Source organism: Streptomyces sp. NPDC002125 (assembly GCF_053593715.1).
In genome coordinates, this window is record NZ_JBSFDD010000031.1 from 54,265 (window position 1) to 74,441 (window position 20,177).

Here is a 20,177-nt window from a genome sequence, read left to right on the forward strand (position 1 = left end):
GGCCCGCCCACGCGGGCCCGCACGGACTACCGTTCCCCGACGACTGGCGCGGGCACGAAGCCGGCCCGGACACCACGGGGGACGGGCCGTCTGCCGTACGCCGCCGAAGGCGCCTCCGGACCGTCAGCGGAGCGTCCGGGCTCCTATGACGGACAGGAGTCGCAGCTTCTCGTAACTCTCGCTGCCGGGGACGGCGGTGTAGACGAGCAGGAGAAACGACTGGCTCGGATCGAGCAGCGTCTGGCAGGTCAGTTCCAGAGCGCCCACCTCGGGGTGGATGAAGTGCTTCACCTCACGGGGACGGATGCCGATCTCGTGGTCGTCCCACACCCGCCGGAACTCTTCACTCCCGGCGAGCAGCAGGTCGGCGAGGTGGGCCGCGCGGGAGCCGGGCCCCCGCAGCGTGACGACCCCGCGCAGGCCCGAGACGAACATGCGGGTGAGGAAGGCGTGGTCCTCGGGGGCGTAGAGCAGGCGCGTGGCGGGGTCGGTGAACCATCGGTAGCCGAGGCTGCGGGCAGGGCCGCTGTAGGCGGTGAGGTCGCCGGTGAGCGCGACGCCGAGCGGAGTCTGCCGCAGGGTCTCGCCGAGCTCGGTGACGATCTCCGCAGGAGTGTCGTGCAGGCGGTCCAGGATGCGCAGGAGCCCAGGGCCGACGTGCTCGCTGACCGCACCGCGCGTGGGCGGGTGGTGTCCGGCGAGCCGGAACAGGTGGTCACGCTCGTCGAGAGAGAGGTGGAGGCCCTGCGCCATGGAGGCGATCATCTGCTCGGAGGGCTGCGGTCCACGCTCCCGTTCGAGCCGTGCGTAGTAGTCGGTCGACATGTGGCAGAGTGCGGCGGCCTCCTCCCTGCGCAGTCCGCTCGTCCTGCGGCGCTGCCCCCGGGGAAGGCCGACGTCTTCGGGCTGCAGCGACTCCCTGCGGCGCCGCAGAAACCCGGCCAGTCCTGTCCGGTCGATCACCATGCCTGCCTCCGTAAGGTGCTGCCTCATTTCTACCGCCCGTATGGCGGCGCATCCACGGCCTGCTGATCCCCCCTTACGGCGGCGAGGAGCAAGGCCGTGCCGTGCGTCACCCGCGCCAGGTCCCGCAGCCAGGCCCTGCCGATCAGTGGATCGGGCGGCCCTGCATACCGGCCCCTTCTTCCGGGACGGTGTAGGTGGAGAAGGCCGACGACACCGCGATCCAGGAGCGAAGACATGCCACGCACACCCCTCGACATCGTGGTCCCGGACCTGACCGGCAGGCGCGCCGTCGTCACCGGAGCGAGCGACGGCATCGGGCTGGGCATCGCCGCCAGGCTCGCCGCGGCCGGGGCCGAAGTGCTCCTGCCCGTACGCAATCAGCGCAAGGGCGAGGCCGCACTCACCGCGATCCGCCGGACGGCACCCCGGGCGGACGTGTCGCTCCGTACGCTCGACCTGTCCTCGCTCGCCTCCGTCGCCGCCCTCGGTGACGCCCTGCGCGAGGAGGGGCGGCCGATCCATCTCCTCGTCAACAACGCGGGCGTCATGACCCCGCCCGACCGGCAGACGACCACGGACGGGTTCGAGCTCCAGTTCGGCACCAACCACCTCGGCCACGCCGCCCTGGTGGGCAGGCTGCTGCCTTTGCTGCGCGCCGGCGGAGCGCGGGTGACCTCGCAGATCAGCATCGCGGCGAACCGAGGAGCCATCAACTGGGAGGATCTGAACTGGGAACGCTCCTACGACGGTATGAAGGCGTACAGCCAGTCGAAGATCGCCTTCGGCCTCTTCGGCCTGGAACTCGACCGGCGCAGCCGGGCCGAAGGCTGGGGCATCACGAGCAACCTCTCCCATCCGGGGGTCGCTCCGACGAACCTGCTCGCCGCTCGCCCCGAACTGGGCCGCGCCTCGGACACGCCCGGCCGCAGGCTCATCCGCGCCCTGTCCGAACGGGGCATCCTCCTCGGGACCGTGGAGACCGCGAAGCTCCCCGCCCTGTACGCGGCGACCTCCCCCGACGCCGGTCGGGGCCTGTTGTACGGGCCGGGCGGGCCCGGTCACCTGGGCGGTGCTCCCGCGGAGCAGAAGCTCTACTCCCGCCTCCGCGACGCCGAGGAGGCCGGGCGTGTCTGGCGGATCTCCGAGGAACTGACGGGCGTGCCGTTCTCAGCCGGCTGAGGCGCTCGGCACCGCGCGTCATCGCCCCGGGTGCGGTCGCCGAATCCCTGGCAGCGGCACCGGGCACGCATCGCTGACACCGCCCCGGGGCACGCGTCCCCGGCATCCAGCGCCCGGCCGGGCATCGGGTGCGCCGCCGCCGGGGAGTCAGCCCGACTTCGGCGGCTTCTGCCCGTCGAAGGCGAAGAGCGTGTTCCCGGCGGCGGCCACGATCACCACTCGCCCCGCGACGGTCACGCGTGAGCTCGCGCCCTGCTCGCCCGTCAGCCCGTCGGCCTGCGGGTCGGTCGACCACAGCGGCGTGCCGTCGCGCGGCGACAGCGCGACCACCCGGCCGGTGGCCGAGCTGAAGTACAGCGCGCCTTCGCCCTCGGCGGGACCCGACGCGCCCTCCACGCCGGTCTGCCGCGACCATTCCTTCCGGCCGGTCGCGGGGTCGATCGCCGTGACGAGGCCGGTCTGCCCACTGATGTAGAGGGTGCCGTCCGCCATGCCGGGCGTCCCCGCGTACGTCTTGGCCAGTCGTGAGTACGTGACCTTCCGCGAGGCCGGGTCGGCCCGCGCCACCCCGTCGTAGCCGGTCAACGCCGGTCCCTCCAGGTGTTCCTGAAGGAGTACGAGACTGCCGTCGGCGACGCCCACCGGCACGGCGGGGCCGTCGACCGCGAGGGGCCTGCCCAGTGTCCCGGAGGCCGGGTCGACCGTGTGCAGGACGGGGTGGCGCACCTCTAGGGCATCCACCTCCGCGTTCGTCGCGCACATGGCGAAGAGCTGTGAGCCCGCCGTGACGGGCGCGCACTGCGTGCCCGCCGGGAAGGCCGTCCTCCAGGTGACGTCACCGCTGTGCGCGTCCCTGGCCTCGAAGCGGGAGTTGGAGGCGTCGACCGTCACGACGGCGGAGCCGGCCACCACGGCGTCCTGCGTGCGGCCCGTGACGGCCGTCGACTGGGCACCGGACGGCACCGACCACAGCTCCCGGCCGTTTACCGCGTCCACGGCCACCACCTCGACGGGAGGGTCCTGCGGGGCGTCCTCCGCGGCGAAGCGGTAACCGAGCACCGTGTCGTCGGTGGCTCCCACCAGGTGCATGCCCTGCATCGGCACGCCGGAGCTGTTCGCCGTCCACACCCGCGAGCCGTCCCGGGCGTCGATACGGGTTGCCACGACACTGCCGCCGCCGCAGAACACCGCGTCCTCGCGTGCGACGCACCGCAGTTCGTCGGGGATGTCCTCGCGACCGCCCAGCACGCTCTTGCGCCACGGCTCGAAGCCGTCCGGAAGCGCGGGACCCTGCGTCGCGGCGGCGCTGTCGGCCTTGCCCGCGGCGCCGCTCTTCCCGGTGCCGCCCACCGTGAGGGCGGCGACTCCCCCGCCGATCGCCGCGACCGCGACGGCCGCCGCGAGCACGGGCCGCCATCGGCCGCGCAGACGACGGCCGAGCAAGGTGCCGGCGGCCCCCTTCCCCGAGCCGTCCGTGGCGGCCGGCGTGGGTGTCGCGAGATGGTGCTGGGTGATCATGTCGCGGGTACGGCCCGGGCCGGCCCCGCTCTCGCCGGCCCCGCCCAGATCGGCCGGCAAATCGCGCAGCAGCACGAGGAGTTCGTCCGCCGAGGGGCGCCCCTCGGGATCCTTGTCCAGGCACGACTCGACGACCACACGCAGAGCCGTGGGCACGGCGCCCAGCGACGGTTCCTCGTGCACCACCTGATACGCCGTCATGTAGGGGCTGTCCGCGTCGAACGGCCCGTGGCCCGTCACCGAGTAGACGAGCAGCGTCCCGAGCGAGAAGACGTCGGACGGCGGCCCCACACCACGCGGCGCCTGCAACTGCTCCGGCGACATGAAGGGCGGCGTGCCGATGACCCGCCCCGTCATCGTCAGTGTCTGCTGGTCGGCGGCGCGCGAGATGCCGAAGTCGATGACGCGCGGGCCCTCGGGCGAGAGAACGACGTTGGAGGGCTTGAGGTCACGGTGGACGACCCCGACCCGGTGGATGTCGCGCAGCGCCTCCGCCAGCCCGATGGCGAGCCTCCTCAGTTCCGCTCCGTCCAGCGGGCCGTCCGCGGCGATGCGCTGGGCGAGTGTCTGGCCCTCGATGTAGGCCGTCGCCATCCATGGCTGCTCGGCCTCGGGGGCGGCGTCGACCACGGCGGCGGTGAACGCGCCGCTGACCCGCCGCGCCGCTGCCACCTCCTGCCGGAAGCGGATGCGGAACTCGTCGTCCCCGGCGAACTGCTGGTGGATCAGTTTGATCGCGACCGGTCGTCCCGAACTCGTACGGGCCAGAAAGACCGTGCCCATGCCGCCCGAGCCGAGCCTCGCCTCGAGTGGATAGCCGCCGATCTCGACGGGATCGCCTCCGCGCAGCGACACTCTTCCCGACCTCCCGTCCCCCGTGCGCCTGTGCCACCACGGGCCTGCCTGTCTGTCCTGCACACAAACTAGTCGCAGGGTGGTACGACAGGGCGAGGCGGGTGACGAACGGGCGGTCCGGGCGGCTCGGTTCCGCACGGACGCACAGCCCCGCTCCCGGTACGTGCCGGGCCCCGGGCCCTCAGGGTACGAGGAGCGCCGAACCCTGCTGTGAGCCCTGTCGACAGGTGAGGATCTGCGGCATCATCATGCCGAAGCTGATCCACAGGCCCGGTCCGTCCGGCCCGGCGGAACCGCACCCCGCCCTGACCACGAGGCCACGAAGCCACGACCGGGCAGGCGGTGGACCTGCGGAACGAGGAAGGTCCCGTGAACCACGTGTCCGACGCCCCGCTCTTCCGTGACCCCGTGTACGACGGCGCCGCCGACCCCGTCGCGGTCTGGAACCGCCGGCGCCGCGAGTGGTGGCTGGTGTACACGAACCGCCGTACCACCGCCCCCGGCCCCGGTGTCGCCTGGGTGCACGGCACCGATCTCGGTGTGGCCGCGTCGGCGGACGGCGGCCGCACCTGGACGTACCGGGGCACCCTCACCGGCCTGGAGACCGAGCCGGGCAGGAACACCTTCTGGGCACCGGAGTTCATCTGGCACGACGGGCTCTACCACCTGTACGTGAGCTACCTCCCCGGCGTGCCCGGCTCCTGGACCGGCTCCGCCCGGATCCGTCACTACACCAGCCCCGACCTGCTGGAGTGGCGGCATCACGGCGCCCTGGACCTCGGCTCCGACCGGGTCATCGACGCGTGTGTGTACCCGCTGCCGGGCGGCGGCTGGCGCATGTGGTTCAAGGACGAGTCCCGGGGCTCACTCACCTACGCCGCCGACAGCCCCGACCTGTACCGGTGGCGGCCCATCGGCCCCGCGGTCGTGCACCGGCCGCACGAGGGCCCCAATGTCTTCGAACTCGGCGGCTCCTACTGGATGCTGGTCGACGAGTGGCGCGGCCAGGGCGTGCTACGTTCGGATGACCTGGCCACCTGGGAACACCGGGGAATGATCCTGGACAGGCCGGGCAGCCGGCCCGACGACGGGACCGTCGGACTCCACGCCGACGTGGTCGTCCAGGACGAAACGGCCTACGTCTTCTACTTCACCCACCCGGGCCGCGTCGGCACCGCCGAGGACGACGACACCTACGCCACCCGCCGCTCCTCGCTCCAGGTCGCCGCCGCGCGGGTCGTCGACGGCACGCTGCACTGCGACCGTGACGAGCCGGTGCGACTCGGCCTGGCCCCCGGCGAGCGGTGATCCGTGGCTCCGGCGTCGCAGGACGTCTCCGGGACCGCCCCGCCGTCCGATCGCAGGTGCGTGGCGGGAGGACGTCCGCCGTCGAAGGACACGGTCGGCCGGCCGTGCGGGTTCACTTCCCCGTCGGCCCACGCGAGGCGGTCGAGTCCGCCAGCCGTTGCCCGAGAAGGTCCAGTCCGTACCGGAGCCGACGGAAGTAGGTGGCCCGGCTCATGTGGAGCCGCCGTGCCAGCTGTTGATGGGTCTGCCGGCGCCCGAGGTAGTAGTGCAGGAGGATCTGCCCGGCTTCGGCGTCTTCGAGTGCGTCGCTGTCCGCAAGGGTGGCCACCCCGTCCCGCAGTGCCTTCCGCAGGTCCTCCGCCGTCTGCGTGCCCGGGGAGCGCAGCAGCGGGCTGTGTGCCAGCCAGGCGAGGTCGGAGAGGTGCGCGAGGGCCTGTCCCACATCGCGGCCGGTGGCCGAGGGGCCGCCCGGCCCCGGCACGAGGGCGAGCCGTTCCACCCACTCGGTGATCGCGTCCTGTCCGAAGTCCTGGCTGTAGATCTCGGGTTTCCGGCCGCACCGGTAGACGTCGTCGGTGGTGGTGCCGTGCTGGTGGAAACGTAAGTTCGTCAGGAGCTGCTGGTAGCGCGGGCTGGGCGTGGAGACCGTCAGCAGCAGGCTGTTGGCCATGACGTGGTGCAGCAGGTCCCGCAGCAACCGTGCGTGCAGTCCGCGCTCCGGGCAGTACGCGGCCCCCAGGACCAGGGACCGGGTCCGCTGCCCGCCCATCAGCCGGTCGGTGTGCTGCTGGAGCAGGGGTTCCATGCTGCCGACGGTGCGGTCGGCGACGCTGACCAGGCCCATGACGCCCACGGCCCGGCCGTCGCGGTCCCGGGCCATCCGGAAGCCGGCGGGATCGTCGTGCAGCCACCGCTCCACCAGGCGTTCCGTGCGCCGGGTGTCCATGCCTCCCTGGCGGGCCCACTGGTGCATCAGCCCGCCGATGTCATCGGCGTCGCCCGGGGTCGCGGTCTGGATCGCGCCGTCGCCGGCGCTCGCCGGGAACAGCGTCTCGCGTACGACGGTGTCGTCGATGAGAGCCATGGTTCCCTCGGCGAGCCGCCCCCTGCGGGCGACGCTCGCCTCCGCGGCCAGCTGCCGCCTCCGATGGGTGTGCGCCCGGGACCGTAAACCGTGGTGGGCGGCGGGCTGCCGCCACCGGTGGGCCTGTTCGAACACGGCGCGGAACGGTTCCTGGACGGTCAGACCGAGTTCCGTGCGGGTCACGAGGCTGAGCCCGCCCAGCGTTTCGAAGAGCTCCCGGCTCTCTTCGAGGAGTTCCCGGTCCCCGCCCCAGACGGTGGCGAGCTTGTCCAGGGCGCGCTGCCACCCGGGGGTGAGCCGCTCGCGCGAGAGCCGCTCGGTGATCTCCTGCACGACCTGGTCAGCCACGGCCCCGGGGACTTCCGGCGAGGCGCCCGCGTGCAGGGCCCGGCAGGCCGCGCAGGCGATCAGCGGGTTACCGCCTGCCATGCGGACGACCAGGTCTCTTGCCGCCGGGGCGGCCAGTTGAGCGCCGGCCGCCAGCCGGGCGATACGGTCGTCGGACCACGGTGCGGTCTCGATGACGGCCGCTCCCGAGAGCGTCCAGCCGGGCTGGGCCAGTAAGGAACGCCGGCTCACCACGAGCAGGGGCACGGCGGGAGCTTCGCGCGGGAGCCGCGCGTGCTCCAGCGCCGCGAGGGCCTCCGGGCCGTCGGCGCCGTCCAGCACGAGCGGCCGGGTGGTGGACTCGGCGAGCGCCGCCCGCACGGCGTCCGGGGCGTCGCCGCGGGACAGGTCCAGCACGGATGCCGGCGAAAGACGGGACACCAGCCAGGACTTGCCGCTCCCGAGCGGCCCCGTCAGGTTGACCAGCCGGTGGCGGTCCATCGCCACGCGCAGCACATCGGATGTCGCCAGAGCCGGTGCACCGGCCGCCGCCTCGGTCATGAGGTCTCCCACCACGCTTCCCGCGGGCCCGTCGTCGATCACGGCGACACCCTATTGACCGGGCTTCGCGGCGAGAAGACCGCACACCGGATCGGCCTCTGAGACTCCTGTGAGACCGCTGTGGGACTCCACCGCCCCGGGGCGCTGGCTAGCGTGGGTCGGTGATCGCACCGGCGACCGGACCGGACCCTCAGGGAGGCCATATGAGCACCAACAGCATGCACGTACTCGGTCTGACCAGCACCGAGGAGGACGTCTACCGCCACTTCCTGCGGAACCCCGGGACACCGGACGGTGAGGTCCCCGGGGCTTCACCGGGCGAACGGGCGAGCGGAGTGCGGGCCGTCGCGCGGCTCCGGGAACTGCGCCTGCTGCACGGGGACGACGCGAGCACCTGGGCCGTGGACCCCGTCGTCGCCGTGCCCCGGCTGGCCGGGGAGCAGCTGGACACGGCGCACCGGACGATGCGTCAGCTCGTCGACATACGGCCGATCCTGCGGTCCCTGCGGCACGAGAGACCGGTGCTCGGGACCGCCGCTCCGGGAACTGGCGCCGCCACCCTGTTACGGCTGGAGGGTCTGCGGGAGGTACGCACCCGGGTGGGCCAACTGGCCTTCGGCGCACGGTCGGAGGTGCTCACGGCCGACCCCTGCGACGCGTCGACGCCGGAGAGCGCGGGCTATGCCCGGCACCTCGACCTGGGGCGGCTGAGCAGGACGGTGCGGGTACGCGTCCTCGTGCGGGTGACGGCGCTCGCGGACGCCGGGAGTCTCGACCGGATGCGGCACCTGCACGCCGGCGGGGCGGCCATCAGGGTCGCGGACGAACTGTCCGAGACGGTCCTCGTCTACGACCGGCACGCGGCGCTGGTGCCCATCGACGCCCGCGACACCGGGCGCGGCGCCCTGTACACCGAGGAGAGCGGGCTGGTGAGCAGCCTGGTCGGCCTTTTCGAGCGGTTGTGGGCCACCGCGACCGACTTCGCCGACCTGGTGGCGGCGGACACGGGGCAGGTCGCCCGGCTCACCGACACCCAGCGCCGGGTGCTCACCGCCATGTGCGCCGTCAGCAAGGACGAGACGGGCGCCCGTCAGGCCCGCATGTCCCTCCGCACCTACCGGCGGCACATCTCCGACGTGCTGAGTCTGCTGGGCGCCGTCAACAGGGCCCAGGCCGCGCTGCTCGCGCGTGAGCGCGGCTGGGTGTGAGCGTGCCGCCCCGGGCCGGACGACCGTCCGGGACGGCTCTCGCGGAGCCCGTCCGCCGGACGGTCCGCAGGTCGGCCCGGACCGCCTGCCGCAGGACCCGTCCCGCCGGCGCGGTCGCGCGTGACCGCCGACGACGGCCGTACGACCTGGCCCGTGCCCGCGGCTCCTCCGTGAGGCCTCACCCGGCGGCCGCTCCGTCCCGGTCGGCGTCGCCGGCCCCTGCCCCGGTCCGCTCCAGCGACGGCACCCGCAGGCCGAACTCCCGGCGCAGGGCGGTCCGGGCGGCCAGCAGGCCGCACATCCCGTGCACGCCGGGGCCGGGCGGGGTCGCGGCGGAGCAGAGGTAGACCCCCGGCAACGGGGTGCGGTACGGGTCCCAGCGGGCGACGGGCCGGAGGACGGACTGCCGCAGGCCGAGGGCCCCCGTCGCGATGTCCCCGCCGACGTAGTTGGGGTTGTAGCGGGCCAACTCAGCCCCGGAAACGCCGCGTTCGGCAACCACGGTGTCGGTGAAGCCGGGGGCGTACCGCTCGATCGCCGCCCGCACCAGCGGGAGCGGGTCGCGGGTGGAGCCGTGCGGGAGGTGCGCGTACGCCCACACCGGACGGCGCCCGGGGAGGGCGCGCCCCGGGTCGGCGACCGCCGGGTCCACCACCAGCACGAAGGGCCGTTCGCCCGACGTGCCCCGGGCGTTGGCCGTCTCCTGCCGGAAGACCTCCCGCGCCGTCCCTCCGAGGTGCACGGTCACCGCCCGGCCGACACCGGGGGCGGACCAGGGGATCGGTTCCGAGACGAGGAAGTCGGCCTTGCCGGCCGCCGGACCGTAGCGGTAGCGGCGCAGCGCCCGGGCGTAGCGAGGGGGCAGCCGGTCCCCGGCCAGGGATGCCAGCGCGGTGGGAGAGAGGTCCAGGAGGACCGCCCGGACACTGTCCAGTTCCCTCAGGTCGGTGATCTCCCGGCCGGTGTGCAGGACACCGCCGTGCGCCCGGATGTCGGCGGCCAGGGCGTCCGCGATGCTCCGGCTGCCGCCGCGCGGTACCGGCCAGCCCGGTCCGTGGGCGAGTTGTGCGAGCAGCAGCCCGACGGCGGCGCCGGGCAGCGACGGCAGCGGGCCGGTCAGGTGCGCGGCGGCACCGGCCAGCAGCGCCCGGGCCTCCTCGCCGCGAAAGGCGAGCGGCCCGAGCCGGGTCCCGTGGAGCAGGACCCGGCTCAGCAGGGCCGGGGCGGCCCGGAGCCCCGGAGGTCGCCTCAGGTCGGACAGGAGCAGCCCGGCCAGGTCCGTCCCGTGCGCCAGCAGGGGTTCCATCAGCCGGCGCCAGCGCGGTCCGTCCGGCCCGAGCCCGGCGCAGGTCGCGTCGAGGTCGTGCCAGGCCAGGGCGGCCCGCCCGTCGTCGAGGGGGTGGGCGTAGCTGATCTCCGGGCGGAGCATGTCCACCCGCTCGGCGAGGCCGAACTCCCTGAAGAACGGGGAGGACATGCCCATCGGATGCACCGCCGAGCAGATGTCGTGGACCACGCCGGAGCCGAACAGGTCGGCTCCGCGGAGCCCGCCTCCCAGGGTGCCGGCGGCCTCGTACACCTCCACACGCAGCCCGGCCCGGGCCAGGACGGCCGCGGCGGCGAGGCCGTTCGGACCGCTGCCGACGACGGCCGCGTCAGCTCCGCTCACCGGGGGCGGCCCGAGCCGTCGGCGGACGGCCGGCCCTCGCGGGGGCCGGGCGGGCGGTGCCGGGCCCCCGGCGGCACGGGTCGGTCGGGTGCGGGGATCATCCGGCCACCCCCGCGGTGGGCTGCCCGGACGGTACGCCGGTGGCCGCCTCGGCCGCGGCCTCGGCACGGGCGCCGTCCGCGAACTGCGCGGCGGCCAGCCGGCCGTAGAGGGCGTCGTCCCGGATGAGTTGCGGGTGGGTGCCGACGGCGCGCACCCGGCCGTCGTCGAGGACCACGATGCGGTCGGCCTCGACCACGGTGGAGATGCGGTGCGCGATGGCGACGACCGCACAGCGGCGGGCGATGCGCCTCAGGCTGTCGCGCAGGGCCGCCTCCGCCTCCGAGTCGAGGTGGGCGGTGGCCTCGTCGAGGAGGATCACGGCGGGCTTCTGCAGCAGCGCCCGGGCCACGCAGAGCCGCTGCCGCTGGCCGCCTGAGAGGCCGACGCCGTGGTCGCCGAGGGGTGTGTCCAGGCCCTCGGGGAGGGCGGCGACCACGTCGGTGAGCCCGGCGAGTTCGACCGCCTCCTCGATGTCGGCCTCGGTGGCGTCGGGTGCGGCGTAGACGATGTTCTCCCGCAGGGTGCCGCGCATCGCGGCGCTGTCCTGCTGAACGTAGCCGACACCGCTGCGGATCTCGGCGGGTGACAGGTGCGCGATGTCCCTGCCGTCCAGGAGCACTGCTCCCCTTCCGGGGCGGTAGAACCGCTCGATGAGCTGGAAGACCGTGGTCTTGCCCGCCCCGGAGACACCGACCAGTGCGGTGAGCCCGCGCCGGGGGACGGTGAAGGAGACCGCGTCCAGGACGGGCCGGTCACCGTAGCCGAAGCGGACGTCGCGGAACTCGACGGCCGGGTGTCCGCCCTCCGGAGCGGCCGGCGCCAAGTCCCGCGCCCGGCCGGGGGCGTCGGGTTCGGGTCCGGGGTCCGCCGTGGGAGCGGGGGCGTCCTCCTGCGGGATGCCGGCCAGTTCGTCGACGCGCTGCACGGCGGCCCGCCCCTGCTGGTAGGTGCCGAGCGAGAGGAACACGAGGACCAGCGGGGAGACGAGGTAGAAGAGGTACATCGTGAAGGCCGTGAAGTCGGCGACGCTCAGGGAGCCGGTCGCCACCCTGGCCATGCCTACGCCCATCACAGCGGCCAGCGAGGCCTGCAGGCCGACGTTCAGGACCGGCGAGAACAGGGCGTTGAGCACGGTGACCCGGTTGCCGGACCGGCGGACCTTGTCCGCGCGCGCCGCGAGCCGGTCCTCCTCGCGGCCCTCGGCGCCGGCGGCCTTGACGGTGGTCAGGGCGGCGAGCACCCGCTGGAGGTCCGCGCCGAACTCGCCGGTGTCCGCGCGGTTGACCAGGGCCGCACGGCGCAGCCCGCGGGCGACCCCGATGGAGGCGACGCTGGCGACACCGAGGCAGCCGACGGTCACCAGCAGCAGCCAGACGTCGATCAGGGCCATCATCACCACGCCGCCGAGCACGATCAGCCCGTTGAGGAGGATCTGCGCGAGGCTCTGGGTGAGCGCGATCTTCATCAGCGCGGTGTCGCCCACCAGCCGGGTGTGCACATCGCCCTGCCGCTGGGTGTTGAGGTACGAGAGGTCGGCGCGCAGCACCCTGCCCGAGAGCAGGACCCGGGCGTCGCGGACGATGTTCTCGCCGGCCCGGCCGATGAGGCATCCCTGGGTCGCGGAGAGCGCGGCGTCCGCCACGAACAGGACGGCCAGCAGGGTGATGAAGAAGGCGACCGGTTCGTGCCGGCCGACCGCCTCGATGAGATGCGCGACGAGCTTCGGCTGCACGAGGGTGGAGGCCACGCCGAGGATCCCGAGCAGCACCCCGCCCGTCAGGAGTCGGGTCTGGGCACGGGTGAGCTCCGCGACAAGGCCGCGCGGCGCAGCCGTGGTGCCGGTCACGACTGCTCCGTACGGTCGGCGCGGACGAACCGGCTGATGTGGACGGGGCTCTGGGCGGCGATGAACGGCCCGCCCGACCAGTCGCCGTGCAGGCTGACCCGTTCGAGTCCGGCCTCGGCCGCGTAGGCCTCGATGTCCTCCGGGGTGGTGAGCCGCGTGATCTCGGTGCCTATACGGGTGCCGCCCGGCTCGTGCAGCAGGTGCGAGGTGTGCCAGAGCCCCTGTTCGGCGAGGAGCGTGGAGTAGGTCTGGAGCCCGGTCCCGGGCGCGGGGTAGGGCGCGAAGAACGAGGTGCGGCTGAGTCCCTCGTGCAGAGTGTGGACGAAGCCCGGGTTGTGGGTCTCCACCACGAGGGTTCCCCCCGGCGCGAGGTGCCGCGCGGCCCCGGCGACGGCGTCGCGCTGTCCCGACGGGTCGAGGACCAGCGACATCGTGCCGCAGACGCAGTAGACGAGTCCGTGGCGTTCGCCGTCGTCGTAGGTGCGGATGTCGCCGTGCACGGGGGTCACGGCCACTCCGGACTTCTCCACGGCGATCCGCAGCTGTTCGAGCATCTCCGGGGACGAGTCCACTCCGACGACCTCGCCGGTGAGACGCGCGAGCGGTACGGCGATACGGCCCGTGCCCACACCGAGTTCGAGGGCGGAGCCGCCGGGATGCCAGGCGGCCAGCGTCGAGGCTGTGCGGTCGGCGGAGCCGTCCTGGGGGAAGAGCCGGTCGTAGAAGTCGGCGAAGACCCTGCCGTAGCCGATGTCCGCGATCGCGGGGGCGGCGGTGTCCGACGGTGCGGTCGCGGTGCTCATGCCTGCTCGCTTTCTGCCGCCGGAGCGGACGGGTTGCGCATCGGGGTGTAGGGGGAGACGAAGATGATCTCCGGCTCCTCGGAGTCGTCGTAACCGGCGTTGCGGACCAGCGTGAACTGGAAACCCTTGATGCCGGTGGCGCCCGAACGTTCGATGCCGGCCTGGAAATAGGCGCTCAGGATGCGGTATCCGGGCAGGGCGCGGGCCGTCGTGAACCCCTTGTCGAGGTGACGCATCACTTCGGTGCCCAGGTCGAAGACGGCCTTCTCGCTCCGGCGCTCGGGGAACCAGACGATCTGGTGGGCCCTGCGCCCCGCGATGACCTCCACCGGCGCCCAGTCGGAGGTCTCTCCGGCCTCGCCGAGGGTGCGGCAGTAGAACTGCAGGTCGTGCTGGGCAGGAGTCGGCGCGAAGAAGCGCCAGTTCGGGAAGAGCGTGGAGAACACGTCGAGCCGGGCGAGCCTGCTGAACGTCGGCTGGGGGTGCTGGGTGCAGAGGGTCCCCACCAGCAGCAGGCCGGCGAGCAGCCGTACATTGCCGTCCGTGCCACCGAAGTGACGGGCGAGCAGGCGGCGGGCCTGGGCGGCGGGAGCGGTGCTGCTCATCGGTCCCCCTCCTGACCGGCCGTGGCGGAGGGCCGTACTTCGGTGTCGGAAGGCGGCACGGCCGTGGTGTCGCCGAGGAAGGCCACGAGACGGCGGGCGGCCTCGCAGGCGAGCTGCGGGTCGGTCAGGATGCCGTCGTGGTCGGCGGCCTCGATGACGGTGCTGCGGACGGTCCGGCCGGCGAGGTGCGCGTCGGCGAGGTCCTTGTGCAGGAGCAGGTGGTCGGGGTCGCGGTCGACGGTGTGCTGGGCGGACAGCACCAGCGCGTGGGCGTCCAGCCGGGGCAGGGGGCCCTCGAAGGACCGGAAGTCCCTTTCTGCGGCCCGCCATTCACGCAGCGCGGCGGTCCACACGCGGTGGTCGGTGTACTCGGCCATCGCCCTGCTCCGCACCGGGGCGGGCAGGTTCCGGATCCAGCCGGGGGTCTGCATGAGCACGCCGAGGCCCGTCCGCAGGCTGACGGACGTGGAACGGATCATCTCCTCGACGTGCCGGGCGTTCGCGCCCTGCTGGCTGGACCGGTCGAGCTGCTGGGGGTGGGAGCTGTCCACGTAGACGACGGAGTGCACCCGCTCGCCGAGCCGCACGGCCGCCCGCCGGGCGAGCTCACCGCCCAGGGAGTGCCCGACCAGCGAGACCTGGCGTCCCTCCGGGACGGCTGCCTCGATCAGATCGACCAGGTCGTCCACCGATTCACCCAGGTGGTACGGCGTCGGGGCGTGCCGTCTGCTCGCCCCGTAGCCCGCCCGGCTGTAGGCCAGCCACTGGCGTCCGTCGGCGTTGAGCGCCCTGGCGTACCAGCTGAAGTGGGCGGGCAGGGCGCCGAGTCCGTGCACGAGGACGGCCACCGGGCCCTCGCCCGTCCGGCTGACGGTGCCGTCGTGGGCCAGCTCGTTGCCGTGGCGGGTGGTGACCGTGGCGCCGAACACGTGATCGGTGGCTCGCAGCCTGCGGTGGGCAGCCACCGCGGCCGCCGTGGCCGCGGCGCCGGCCATGAGCAGTGCCACGGCCGCCGGCATACGGTCGTCCCGTCCGGCGGCGGCGGGGTGGCTGCGGGGCGTGCTGGTGTACGCGACCATCGGATGCATCGCGGTGAAAGCCGGAATGAACCTCCCCAGTCCCATGACGGAGCCGTTGGCGACGTGGAAGGCGGCGACGCCGGCGATCACCGGGCGTGTCAGCAGACCACCCTTGAGGTACAGCACCGGGAACAGGCATTCCATGGCCAGCACACCGTGGGCCAGGGCCCGTGCGGAACGGGGGTGACGCCGGGTCAGCCGCCACACCTTCTCGTGCCCGTAGGTCCTGGTGCGCATGACACCGCTCAGGGCGGAGCCGTTGCGCCAGTCCTTCCCGAGGAGCTTGATCCAGCCGGAGACGACGTACGACAGGTTGGACTGGAGTGCCACGTACCACACCAGGGCGTCCTGGGCGGCGGGCGAGGGGGCGAGCCGGGCCAGGCCGGTCGCGGTCTGCACCAGGTTGGACGCCTGGTCGGAGCCGTCCGTGCCGTAACGGTGGGTGGGATAGAGCAGGGCACCGCTGAGACCGAGGAAGAGATTGGCCGCTCCGCGCGCCCGGTTGTCGCCCGGCAGCAGGAGAGCGGCGCTCGCGGCCACCCGGGCGGCGTGCAGGGACCGGCTGGTCCGCTCGTCGGCGACGAAGTCGAGCAGCTTGCGCAGCGGTCTGCCGTAGTGGGCGACCCCGTACCGGGCGAGCGCCCAGTCGTTCAGTCCGCCCGGCCGTTTCTGGTCCGGGGTGGTGAGGTGCTCGAGGCTGGACAGCAGGGAGGTGACCGCCGCGATCCGTTCGGAGGCGCCGATGGCCTGGCTGCGGGAGACGGGCAGGGGACCGGTGAGAGCCGAGAGCGCCGCCCGGGCGGTGGGCCCGGAGGCTCTGAGCTTGGCGAAGCGAGCGAGCATGGAAGGTACTCCTGGGCGGAAGTCGGGCAGGGCCGGCCGGTGGCCCCTCCGCCGGGCGGGCGGAGGGGCGTTCGGCGTGCGCCTGCCCGGATACGGATGCGCTCCGGTGCGGGAGGCCGGTGTCCGGCCGTCCCCGTCCGGTCCCGGCCGGAGCGGCGTGCCGCTCCGGCCGGGACCGAACGTCTGTGTCAGGAGGGGACGGAGACGTCGATGGGGGGCTCGAGGGGCCCGCCGTCCCGCCCGGCCACGAACGCGTTCACCAGGGCCACGCCGATGATCACGCCCGACACCACGGCTGGCGTGGCCATGACAGGCGTTTGGGTGGTGATGACCCGGCCCTGCGGGTCGTCGACCTTGATGTCGGTGAGGGCACCGGGTCTTGTCAGGAAGGAAACGTCGTTCATCTGGCTCTCCTTGTCCGTGTTCCGGTTGGGGTGGGGGCCGCGATTACTGCTCGACGGGCGACGTGTCGCCGATCGCGTCGCAGACCGCCACACCGGCCACGAAGCCGGCGGCAAACACCGCCGCCGCGAGCACGGGCGTGGCCGCGACGGGGGCCGTGCCCGTGGCGGTGCAACCGGGGTCCTTCTCGGTCAGGGGGCGTGCTGCGGCCGGGACGGCCTGGAAAACGGCAGCGTTCATGGACTTCCTCCTAGGGTGTGAATGTGTGTGGGGCGGTGTCGCGGGGTTGTTCAGAGCTGCGGCTCGTGAGTGCCGCCGTCAGAGGCGAACACCACAAAGGAGAAGTCCGACACGACGACCACCACCGAGGCGATCGGGCTCGCGGCCGGACCGGTGTACCCGGCGTCGCTCTCGGACAGGGCACGCATCGTGACCGCGGTGGCGGGGCAGACGGAGGCCGTCGCCCACCGGGCGCCGGTCACAGCGAGGGTTCGGTGGTGCTGCCGATGATCGCTCCGGCCGCGTAGGCGACGACCACAGCGGCGGCGACCGTCACGATCACCTGGGTTGCGGCGATCGGCGCGGCACCGCCGAAGGTCTGCCCCTCGGCTCTCTCGTCGAGCGGACCGACGGCGGCCCAGCCCGGTGTTCTGGCCTGCTGCATGTTCCCTCCTCTGTCAGCCTGGACGGCACCCGGAGGCTCCCGCCACAGGTCCGTACGGCAGCGCGGCCCCCCGGACCCCGAGGGGCCCGGCCGGGCGGCGTTCCGTCTGTGCCGTCAACGATGGCGGGGCCACCGGCCCGGGGGAAGGCCGCCGGCTGGCACGAGGCTGCAGGGCCGCCCGCAGGATGGTGCAGTCGTCGCCTGCGCGGTTTGGGAAGGACGGGAACGGCGCATGAACGGTGGTCGAGCACATCCTGTACGGGCCTGCGATCGATGCCGTGGTGGCCGGCCGGCTCCACAGGAGTCGGCCGCCCCACGGACCGTGTCCCATGGCGTGAGCCGGACAAGTCGTCCGCAGCGGCAGAGGCCGGCTGCGGGAGGGAGGAAGGCCGAGTAGCCGCGAGGGGGCGTTCGCGGCGGTGTTCGAGGCGGCAGCGGCCGGGCGGGGGCCCGCCGGACGCGCTGGGGGCTGCCGGTACCACCGCCGCCCGCCGGCCCGTACACGCTTTCGCGCGACGGGACCGGCAAGGGCTCAGCCTCCGGGACAGGACCCCGGCGCGTGGGTCAGGCGCGGACCAGCGGGGTGTCGACCAGGTGCTCGGCGAGGAACCACGCCTGGAGCTCTCCGGTCCTGATCACCTGCGAGACCAGCAGGTCGTTGGTGCCGTCGTCGCCGAGTCCGGCCGCCCGCGCGGCAGCGTCGTGCGCCGCCGCCAGAATCGTCTCGTGGGCCTCCAGCAGCCGCGACAGCATCGCGGGAACCTCCTCCACACCGTCCGGTGGCCGCGGGACCGAGGTGATCTCCGCGACGTGCCGCGGATCGCCCACCGCCACCCCGCCGAGCGTCTGCACGCGCTCCGCCAGGGCGTCCACGATGTCCAGCTGCTCCCCCGCGTGCTTGTCCAGCACCAGGTGGAGCTGGTAGAAGGTCGCGCCGCGCATCAGCCAGTGGTGCTTCTTGTACAGGCCGTAGAGGATCTGGGTGTCCGCCAGAAGCTGGTTGAGGCGCTGGCAGGAGTAAATGCGCGCCTCGTACGACAGGCCGATCGGGAACTGCTTGACCGTCCCGAACTCCTGGACCACCTCCCCCTTCTGGTGCAACAGGGGCTGGCTGCCGCCGACGGCGGAGTGGGGGGTGGTGGTCATGGTGTGCCTCCTGCGGGGCGTGGTGACGTACGTACCCGGTCGACGCTAGGTGCTCGCGGACGCCCCTGGTTGACCGGCAGCGCACGCCGCGATGACCGTCCGCGCACAGCGCGGCGCCGCCGTTTTTGGGCATGCCGACGCCGTGCGCACGGACCCCGGTGGGGGTGCGTGCGCACGGCGTCGGGTGGCGGGCGGCCGGATCGCGGCTGCCCGGCAGGACACGGCCGGAGGGTCAGCCCGTCGCGCGGACCGCGTCGAGGACGAGCTGCGCGACGGCCTTCGGCTGCGACACCGCGACGGCGTGCGAGGCGCCCTCCAGCTCGACGACGGTCGCTCCGGCCCGTTCGGCGCCGAAGCGCTCGACCTCGGGGTTGATGGCGTTGTCCGCGCCGGCCACCAGGGCCCAGGACGGCTTGGTCCTCCACGCGGCGGCCGGCGCCGTCTCGGTGAAGACGCCCGCCGAGAGCGGGCGCTGGGAGACGGCGAGGACCTTGGTGACGGCTTCCGGGACGTCGGCGGCGAAGATCTCCGGGAACGCCTCGGCGTTGATGGTGACCTCTACCCCCGGCTCCGAGCCCGGTACCGGATAGGCGCCCTCGCTCAGGTTGCTCACCAGCGGCGAGAGCGGGAACCGGCCCTGCAGTTCGCCCAGGCTCTCCCCCTCTTCGAGCACGTACGCCGCCACGTAGACGAGACCGACCACGTTCTCCGCGGTGCCCGCCACGGTGATCAGCGCGCCACCGTAGGAGTGGCCCACCAGCACGACGGGGCCGTCGATCCGGGAGACCACGGAGGCGATGTAGGCGGAGTCCGCCGCCAGTCCGCGCAGCGGGTTCGGCGGCGCGACCACGGGCACCCCGTGGTTCTGCAGCTCCGTGACGACCCCGGACCAACTGCCGGCGTCGGCGAAGGCTCCGTGGACGAGGACGACCGTCGGGGACGGCTGAGTGGTCATGTGTGTTCTTCTCCTCGGTGAGAGCGGGTGGGTCCGGCCGCGTCAGCGGCCGGCGAGGGCGGTGCGCAGGGTGCCGACCGCCAGGTCGATCGCAGCCTGGGCGCCATAGGTCCCGCGCAGGGCGTCGAGCATCACGAAGTCGTGGATGACGCCCTGGACACGCACGGCGGTGACCGGGACGCCCGCGGCGCGCAGCTTGGCCGCGTACGCCTCGCCCTCGTCGCGCAGCACGTCCGCCTCGCCGGTGATGACCAGCGCCGGCGGCAGGCCGGTGAGCTGCTCGGTGGTCGCCCGCAGCGGCGACGCGGTGATCTGCGCGCGCTCGCTCTCGTCGGTCGTGTACTGGTCCCAGAACCACTGCATGCCGTCGCGGCGCAGGAAGTAGCCGGTGGCGAACTGGTGGTACGAACCGGTGTCGAAGGAGGCGTCGGTGACCGGGTAGAACAACACCTGCTGGACCAGCGGGAGATCGCCCCGCTCCTTGGCCATCAGGGTCAGCGCGGCGGCCATGTTGCCGCCGACCGAGTCGCCCACGACGGCCAGCCGGCCGGCGTCCAGATCCTTCGACGCGCCCTGCTCGACGACCCACCGGGCGACCGTGTAGTTCTGCTCGATGGCCACCGGATAGCGGGCCTCGGGAGAGAGCGCGTACTCCGGGAAGACCACGGCTGCGTTCGCTCCGACGGCGAGTTCGCGCACCAGCCGGTCGTGGGTGTGGGCGTTGCCGAACACCCAGCCGGCGCCGTGGATGTAGAAGATGACCGGCAGCCGGCCCCCGGCTCCGGCCGGCCGCACGATCCGCGCCCGGACGCTGCCCGTGGGCCCGCCGGAGACGGTGATCCACTCCTCGTCCACGGCGGGCTTCTCGATGTCGCCCGACTGCACCTCGTCCACGGCCTTGCGGCCCTCGGCGGGCGCCAGGTCGAAGAGGTACGGGGGGTTGGCGGTGGCCTCGGCGAAGGCGGCCGCCGCCGGCTCCAGTACGGGCGCCACGGGTTGCACGGCGTCGGACATGTGCGTCTCCTGAATGTTCTCGGGGGGTGATCGTTCCTTCGGA

General features: G+C 73.3%; 18 protein-coding genes. 3 read left to right on the forward strand and 15 right to left on the reverse strand.

What is annotated here, in order from left to right:
* Window positions 1-123 precede the first annotated feature (123 nt).
* Window positions 124-966 (reverse strand): helix-turn-helix transcriptional regulator, encoded by an 843-nt coding sequence (locus tag ACWCQM_RS34990; protein ID WP_450919102.1) that lies wholly within the window; start codon window positions 964-966, stop codon window positions 124-126.
* A 234-nt stretch (window positions 967-1,200) separates the two neighbouring features.
* Between ACWCQM_RS34990 and ACWCQM_RS34995 the strand changes: the two genes are divergently transcribed.
* A complete protein-coding gene (locus ACWCQM_RS34995; RefSeq protein ID WP_450919103.1) occupies window positions 1,201-2,145 on the forward strand; it encodes an SDR family oxidoreductase in 945 nt (314 codons plus the stop codon).
* 147 nt (window positions 2,146-2,292) lie between these two features.
* Here the strand turns inward: ACWCQM_RS34995 and ACWCQM_RS35000 are convergent, their stop codons facing one another.
* On the reverse strand, window positions 2,293-4,518 hold the full coding sequence (locus tag ACWCQM_RS35000) for a protein kinase domain-containing protein (protein ID WP_450919104.1): 2,226 nt from the start codon (window positions 4,516-4,518) through the stop codon (window positions 2,293-2,295).
* Window positions 4,519-4,887: 369 nt separating this feature from the next.
* Here ACWCQM_RS35000 and ACWCQM_RS35005 point away from each other — a divergent pair, with 369 nt between their 5' ends.
* Window positions 4,888-5,826: a glycosyl hydrolase gene (locus tag ACWCQM_RS35005; protein ID WP_450919105.1), complete on the forward strand. Its 939-nt coding sequence runs from the start codon at window positions 4,888-4,890 to the stop codon at window positions 5,824-5,826.
* 112 nt (window positions 5,827-5,938) lie between these two features.
* Here ACWCQM_RS35005 and ACWCQM_RS35010 read toward each other — a convergent pair whose 3' ends face one another.
* Window positions 5,939-7,840 (reverse strand): hypothetical protein, encoded by a 1,902-nt coding sequence (locus ACWCQM_RS35010; RefSeq protein ID WP_450919106.1) that lies wholly within the window; start codon window positions 7,838-7,840, stop codon window positions 5,939-5,941.
* Between the two features lie 161 nt (window positions 7,841-8,001).
* On the opposite strand from ACWCQM_RS35010, the gene ACWCQM_RS35015 reads away from it, so the two are divergent.
* On the forward strand, window positions 8,002-9,006 hold the full coding sequence (locus ACWCQM_RS35015) for a helix-turn-helix transcriptional regulator (protein ID WP_450919107.1): 1,005 nt from the start codon (window positions 8,002-8,004) through the stop codon (window positions 9,004-9,006).
* A 178-nt stretch (window positions 9,007-9,184) separates the two neighbouring features.
* On the opposite strand, the gene ACWCQM_RS35020 is transcribed toward ACWCQM_RS35015, so the two are convergent.
* The 12 genes from ACWCQM_RS35020 to ACWCQM_RS35075 all read right to left on the reverse strand — a co-directional run bounded on the left by ACWCQM_RS35020 (window position 9,185) and on the right by ACWCQM_RS35075 (window position 20,134).
* A complete protein-coding gene (locus ACWCQM_RS35020) occupies window positions 9,185-10,675 on the reverse strand; it encodes a phytoene desaturase family protein (RefSeq protein ID WP_450919108.1) in 1,491 nt (496 codons plus the stop codon).
* Between the two features lie 97 nt (window positions 10,676-10,772).
* Complete coding sequence (locus ACWCQM_RS35025) at window positions 10,773-12,623, reverse strand: ABC transporter ATP-binding protein (RefSeq protein ID WP_450919109.1); 1,851 nt, start codon at window positions 12,621-12,623, stop codon at window positions 10,773-10,775.
* A complete protein-coding gene (locus ACWCQM_RS35030) occupies window positions 12,620-13,426 on the reverse strand; it encodes a class I SAM-dependent methyltransferase (RefSeq protein WP_450919110.1) in 807 nt (268 codons plus the stop codon). Before ACWCQM_RS35030 ends, ACWCQM_RS35025 begins: the two co-directional genes overlap by 4 nt.
* Window positions 13,423-14,031 carry a hypothetical protein gene (locus ACWCQM_RS35035; RefSeq protein WP_450919111.1) on the reverse strand — a complete coding sequence of 203 codons (609 nt, stop codon included), beginning with the start codon at window positions 14,029-14,031 and terminating at the stop codon, window positions 13,423-13,425. The genes ACWCQM_RS35030 and ACWCQM_RS35035 overlap by 4 nt, the downstream gene beginning before the upstream one ends.
* Window positions 14,028-15,953, reverse strand: a complete 1,926-nt coding sequence (locus ACWCQM_RS35040) for an alpha/beta fold hydrolase (protein ID WP_450919112.1) — start codon at window positions 15,951-15,953, stop codon at window positions 14,028-14,030. The genes ACWCQM_RS35035 and ACWCQM_RS35040 overlap by 4 nt, the downstream gene beginning before the upstream one ends.
* Before the next feature lie 188 nt (window positions 15,954-16,141).
* The gene (locus ACWCQM_RS35045; RefSeq protein ID WP_267077176.1) at window positions 16,142-16,357 is read right to left on the reverse strand and encodes a hypothetical protein; all 216 of its coding nucleotides are present in this window, start codon (window positions 16,355-16,357) and stop codon (window positions 16,142-16,144) included.
* Between the two features lie 43 nt (window positions 16,358-16,400).
* Window positions 16,401-16,595, reverse strand: a complete 195-nt coding sequence (locus tag ACWCQM_RS35050; RefSeq protein ID WP_267077175.1) for a hypothetical protein — start codon at window positions 16,593-16,595, stop codon at window positions 16,401-16,403.
* Window positions 16,596-16,645: 50 nt separating this feature from the next.
* Complete coding sequence (locus ACWCQM_RS35055; protein WP_450919113.1) at window positions 16,646-16,837, reverse strand: hypothetical protein; 192 nt, start codon at window positions 16,835-16,837, stop codon at window positions 16,646-16,648.
* Window positions 16,834-17,019, reverse strand: a complete 186-nt coding sequence (locus tag ACWCQM_RS35060) for a hypothetical protein (protein ID WP_267077173.1) — start codon at window positions 17,017-17,019, stop codon at window positions 16,834-16,836. Before ACWCQM_RS35060 ends, ACWCQM_RS35055 begins: the two co-directional genes overlap by 4 nt.
* A 564-nt stretch (window positions 17,020-17,583) precedes the next feature.
* Complete coding sequence (locus ACWCQM_RS35065; RefSeq protein ID WP_450919114.1) at window positions 17,584-18,165, reverse strand: Dps family protein; 582 nt, start codon at window positions 18,163-18,165, stop codon at window positions 17,584-17,586.
* Between the two features lie 232 nt (window positions 18,166-18,397).
* Window positions 18,398-19,120 carry an alpha/beta fold hydrolase gene (locus ACWCQM_RS35070; protein WP_450919115.1) on the reverse strand — a complete coding sequence of 241 codons (723 nt, stop codon included), beginning with the start codon at window positions 19,118-19,120 and terminating at the stop codon, window positions 18,398-18,400.
* Between the two features lie 42 nt (window positions 19,121-19,162).
* Window positions 19,163-20,134: an alpha/beta hydrolase gene (locus ACWCQM_RS35075; RefSeq protein WP_450919116.1), complete on the reverse strand. Its 972-nt coding sequence runs from the start codon at window positions 20,132-20,134 to the stop codon at window positions 19,163-19,165.
* Window positions 20,135-20,177: the final 43 nt, after the last annotated feature.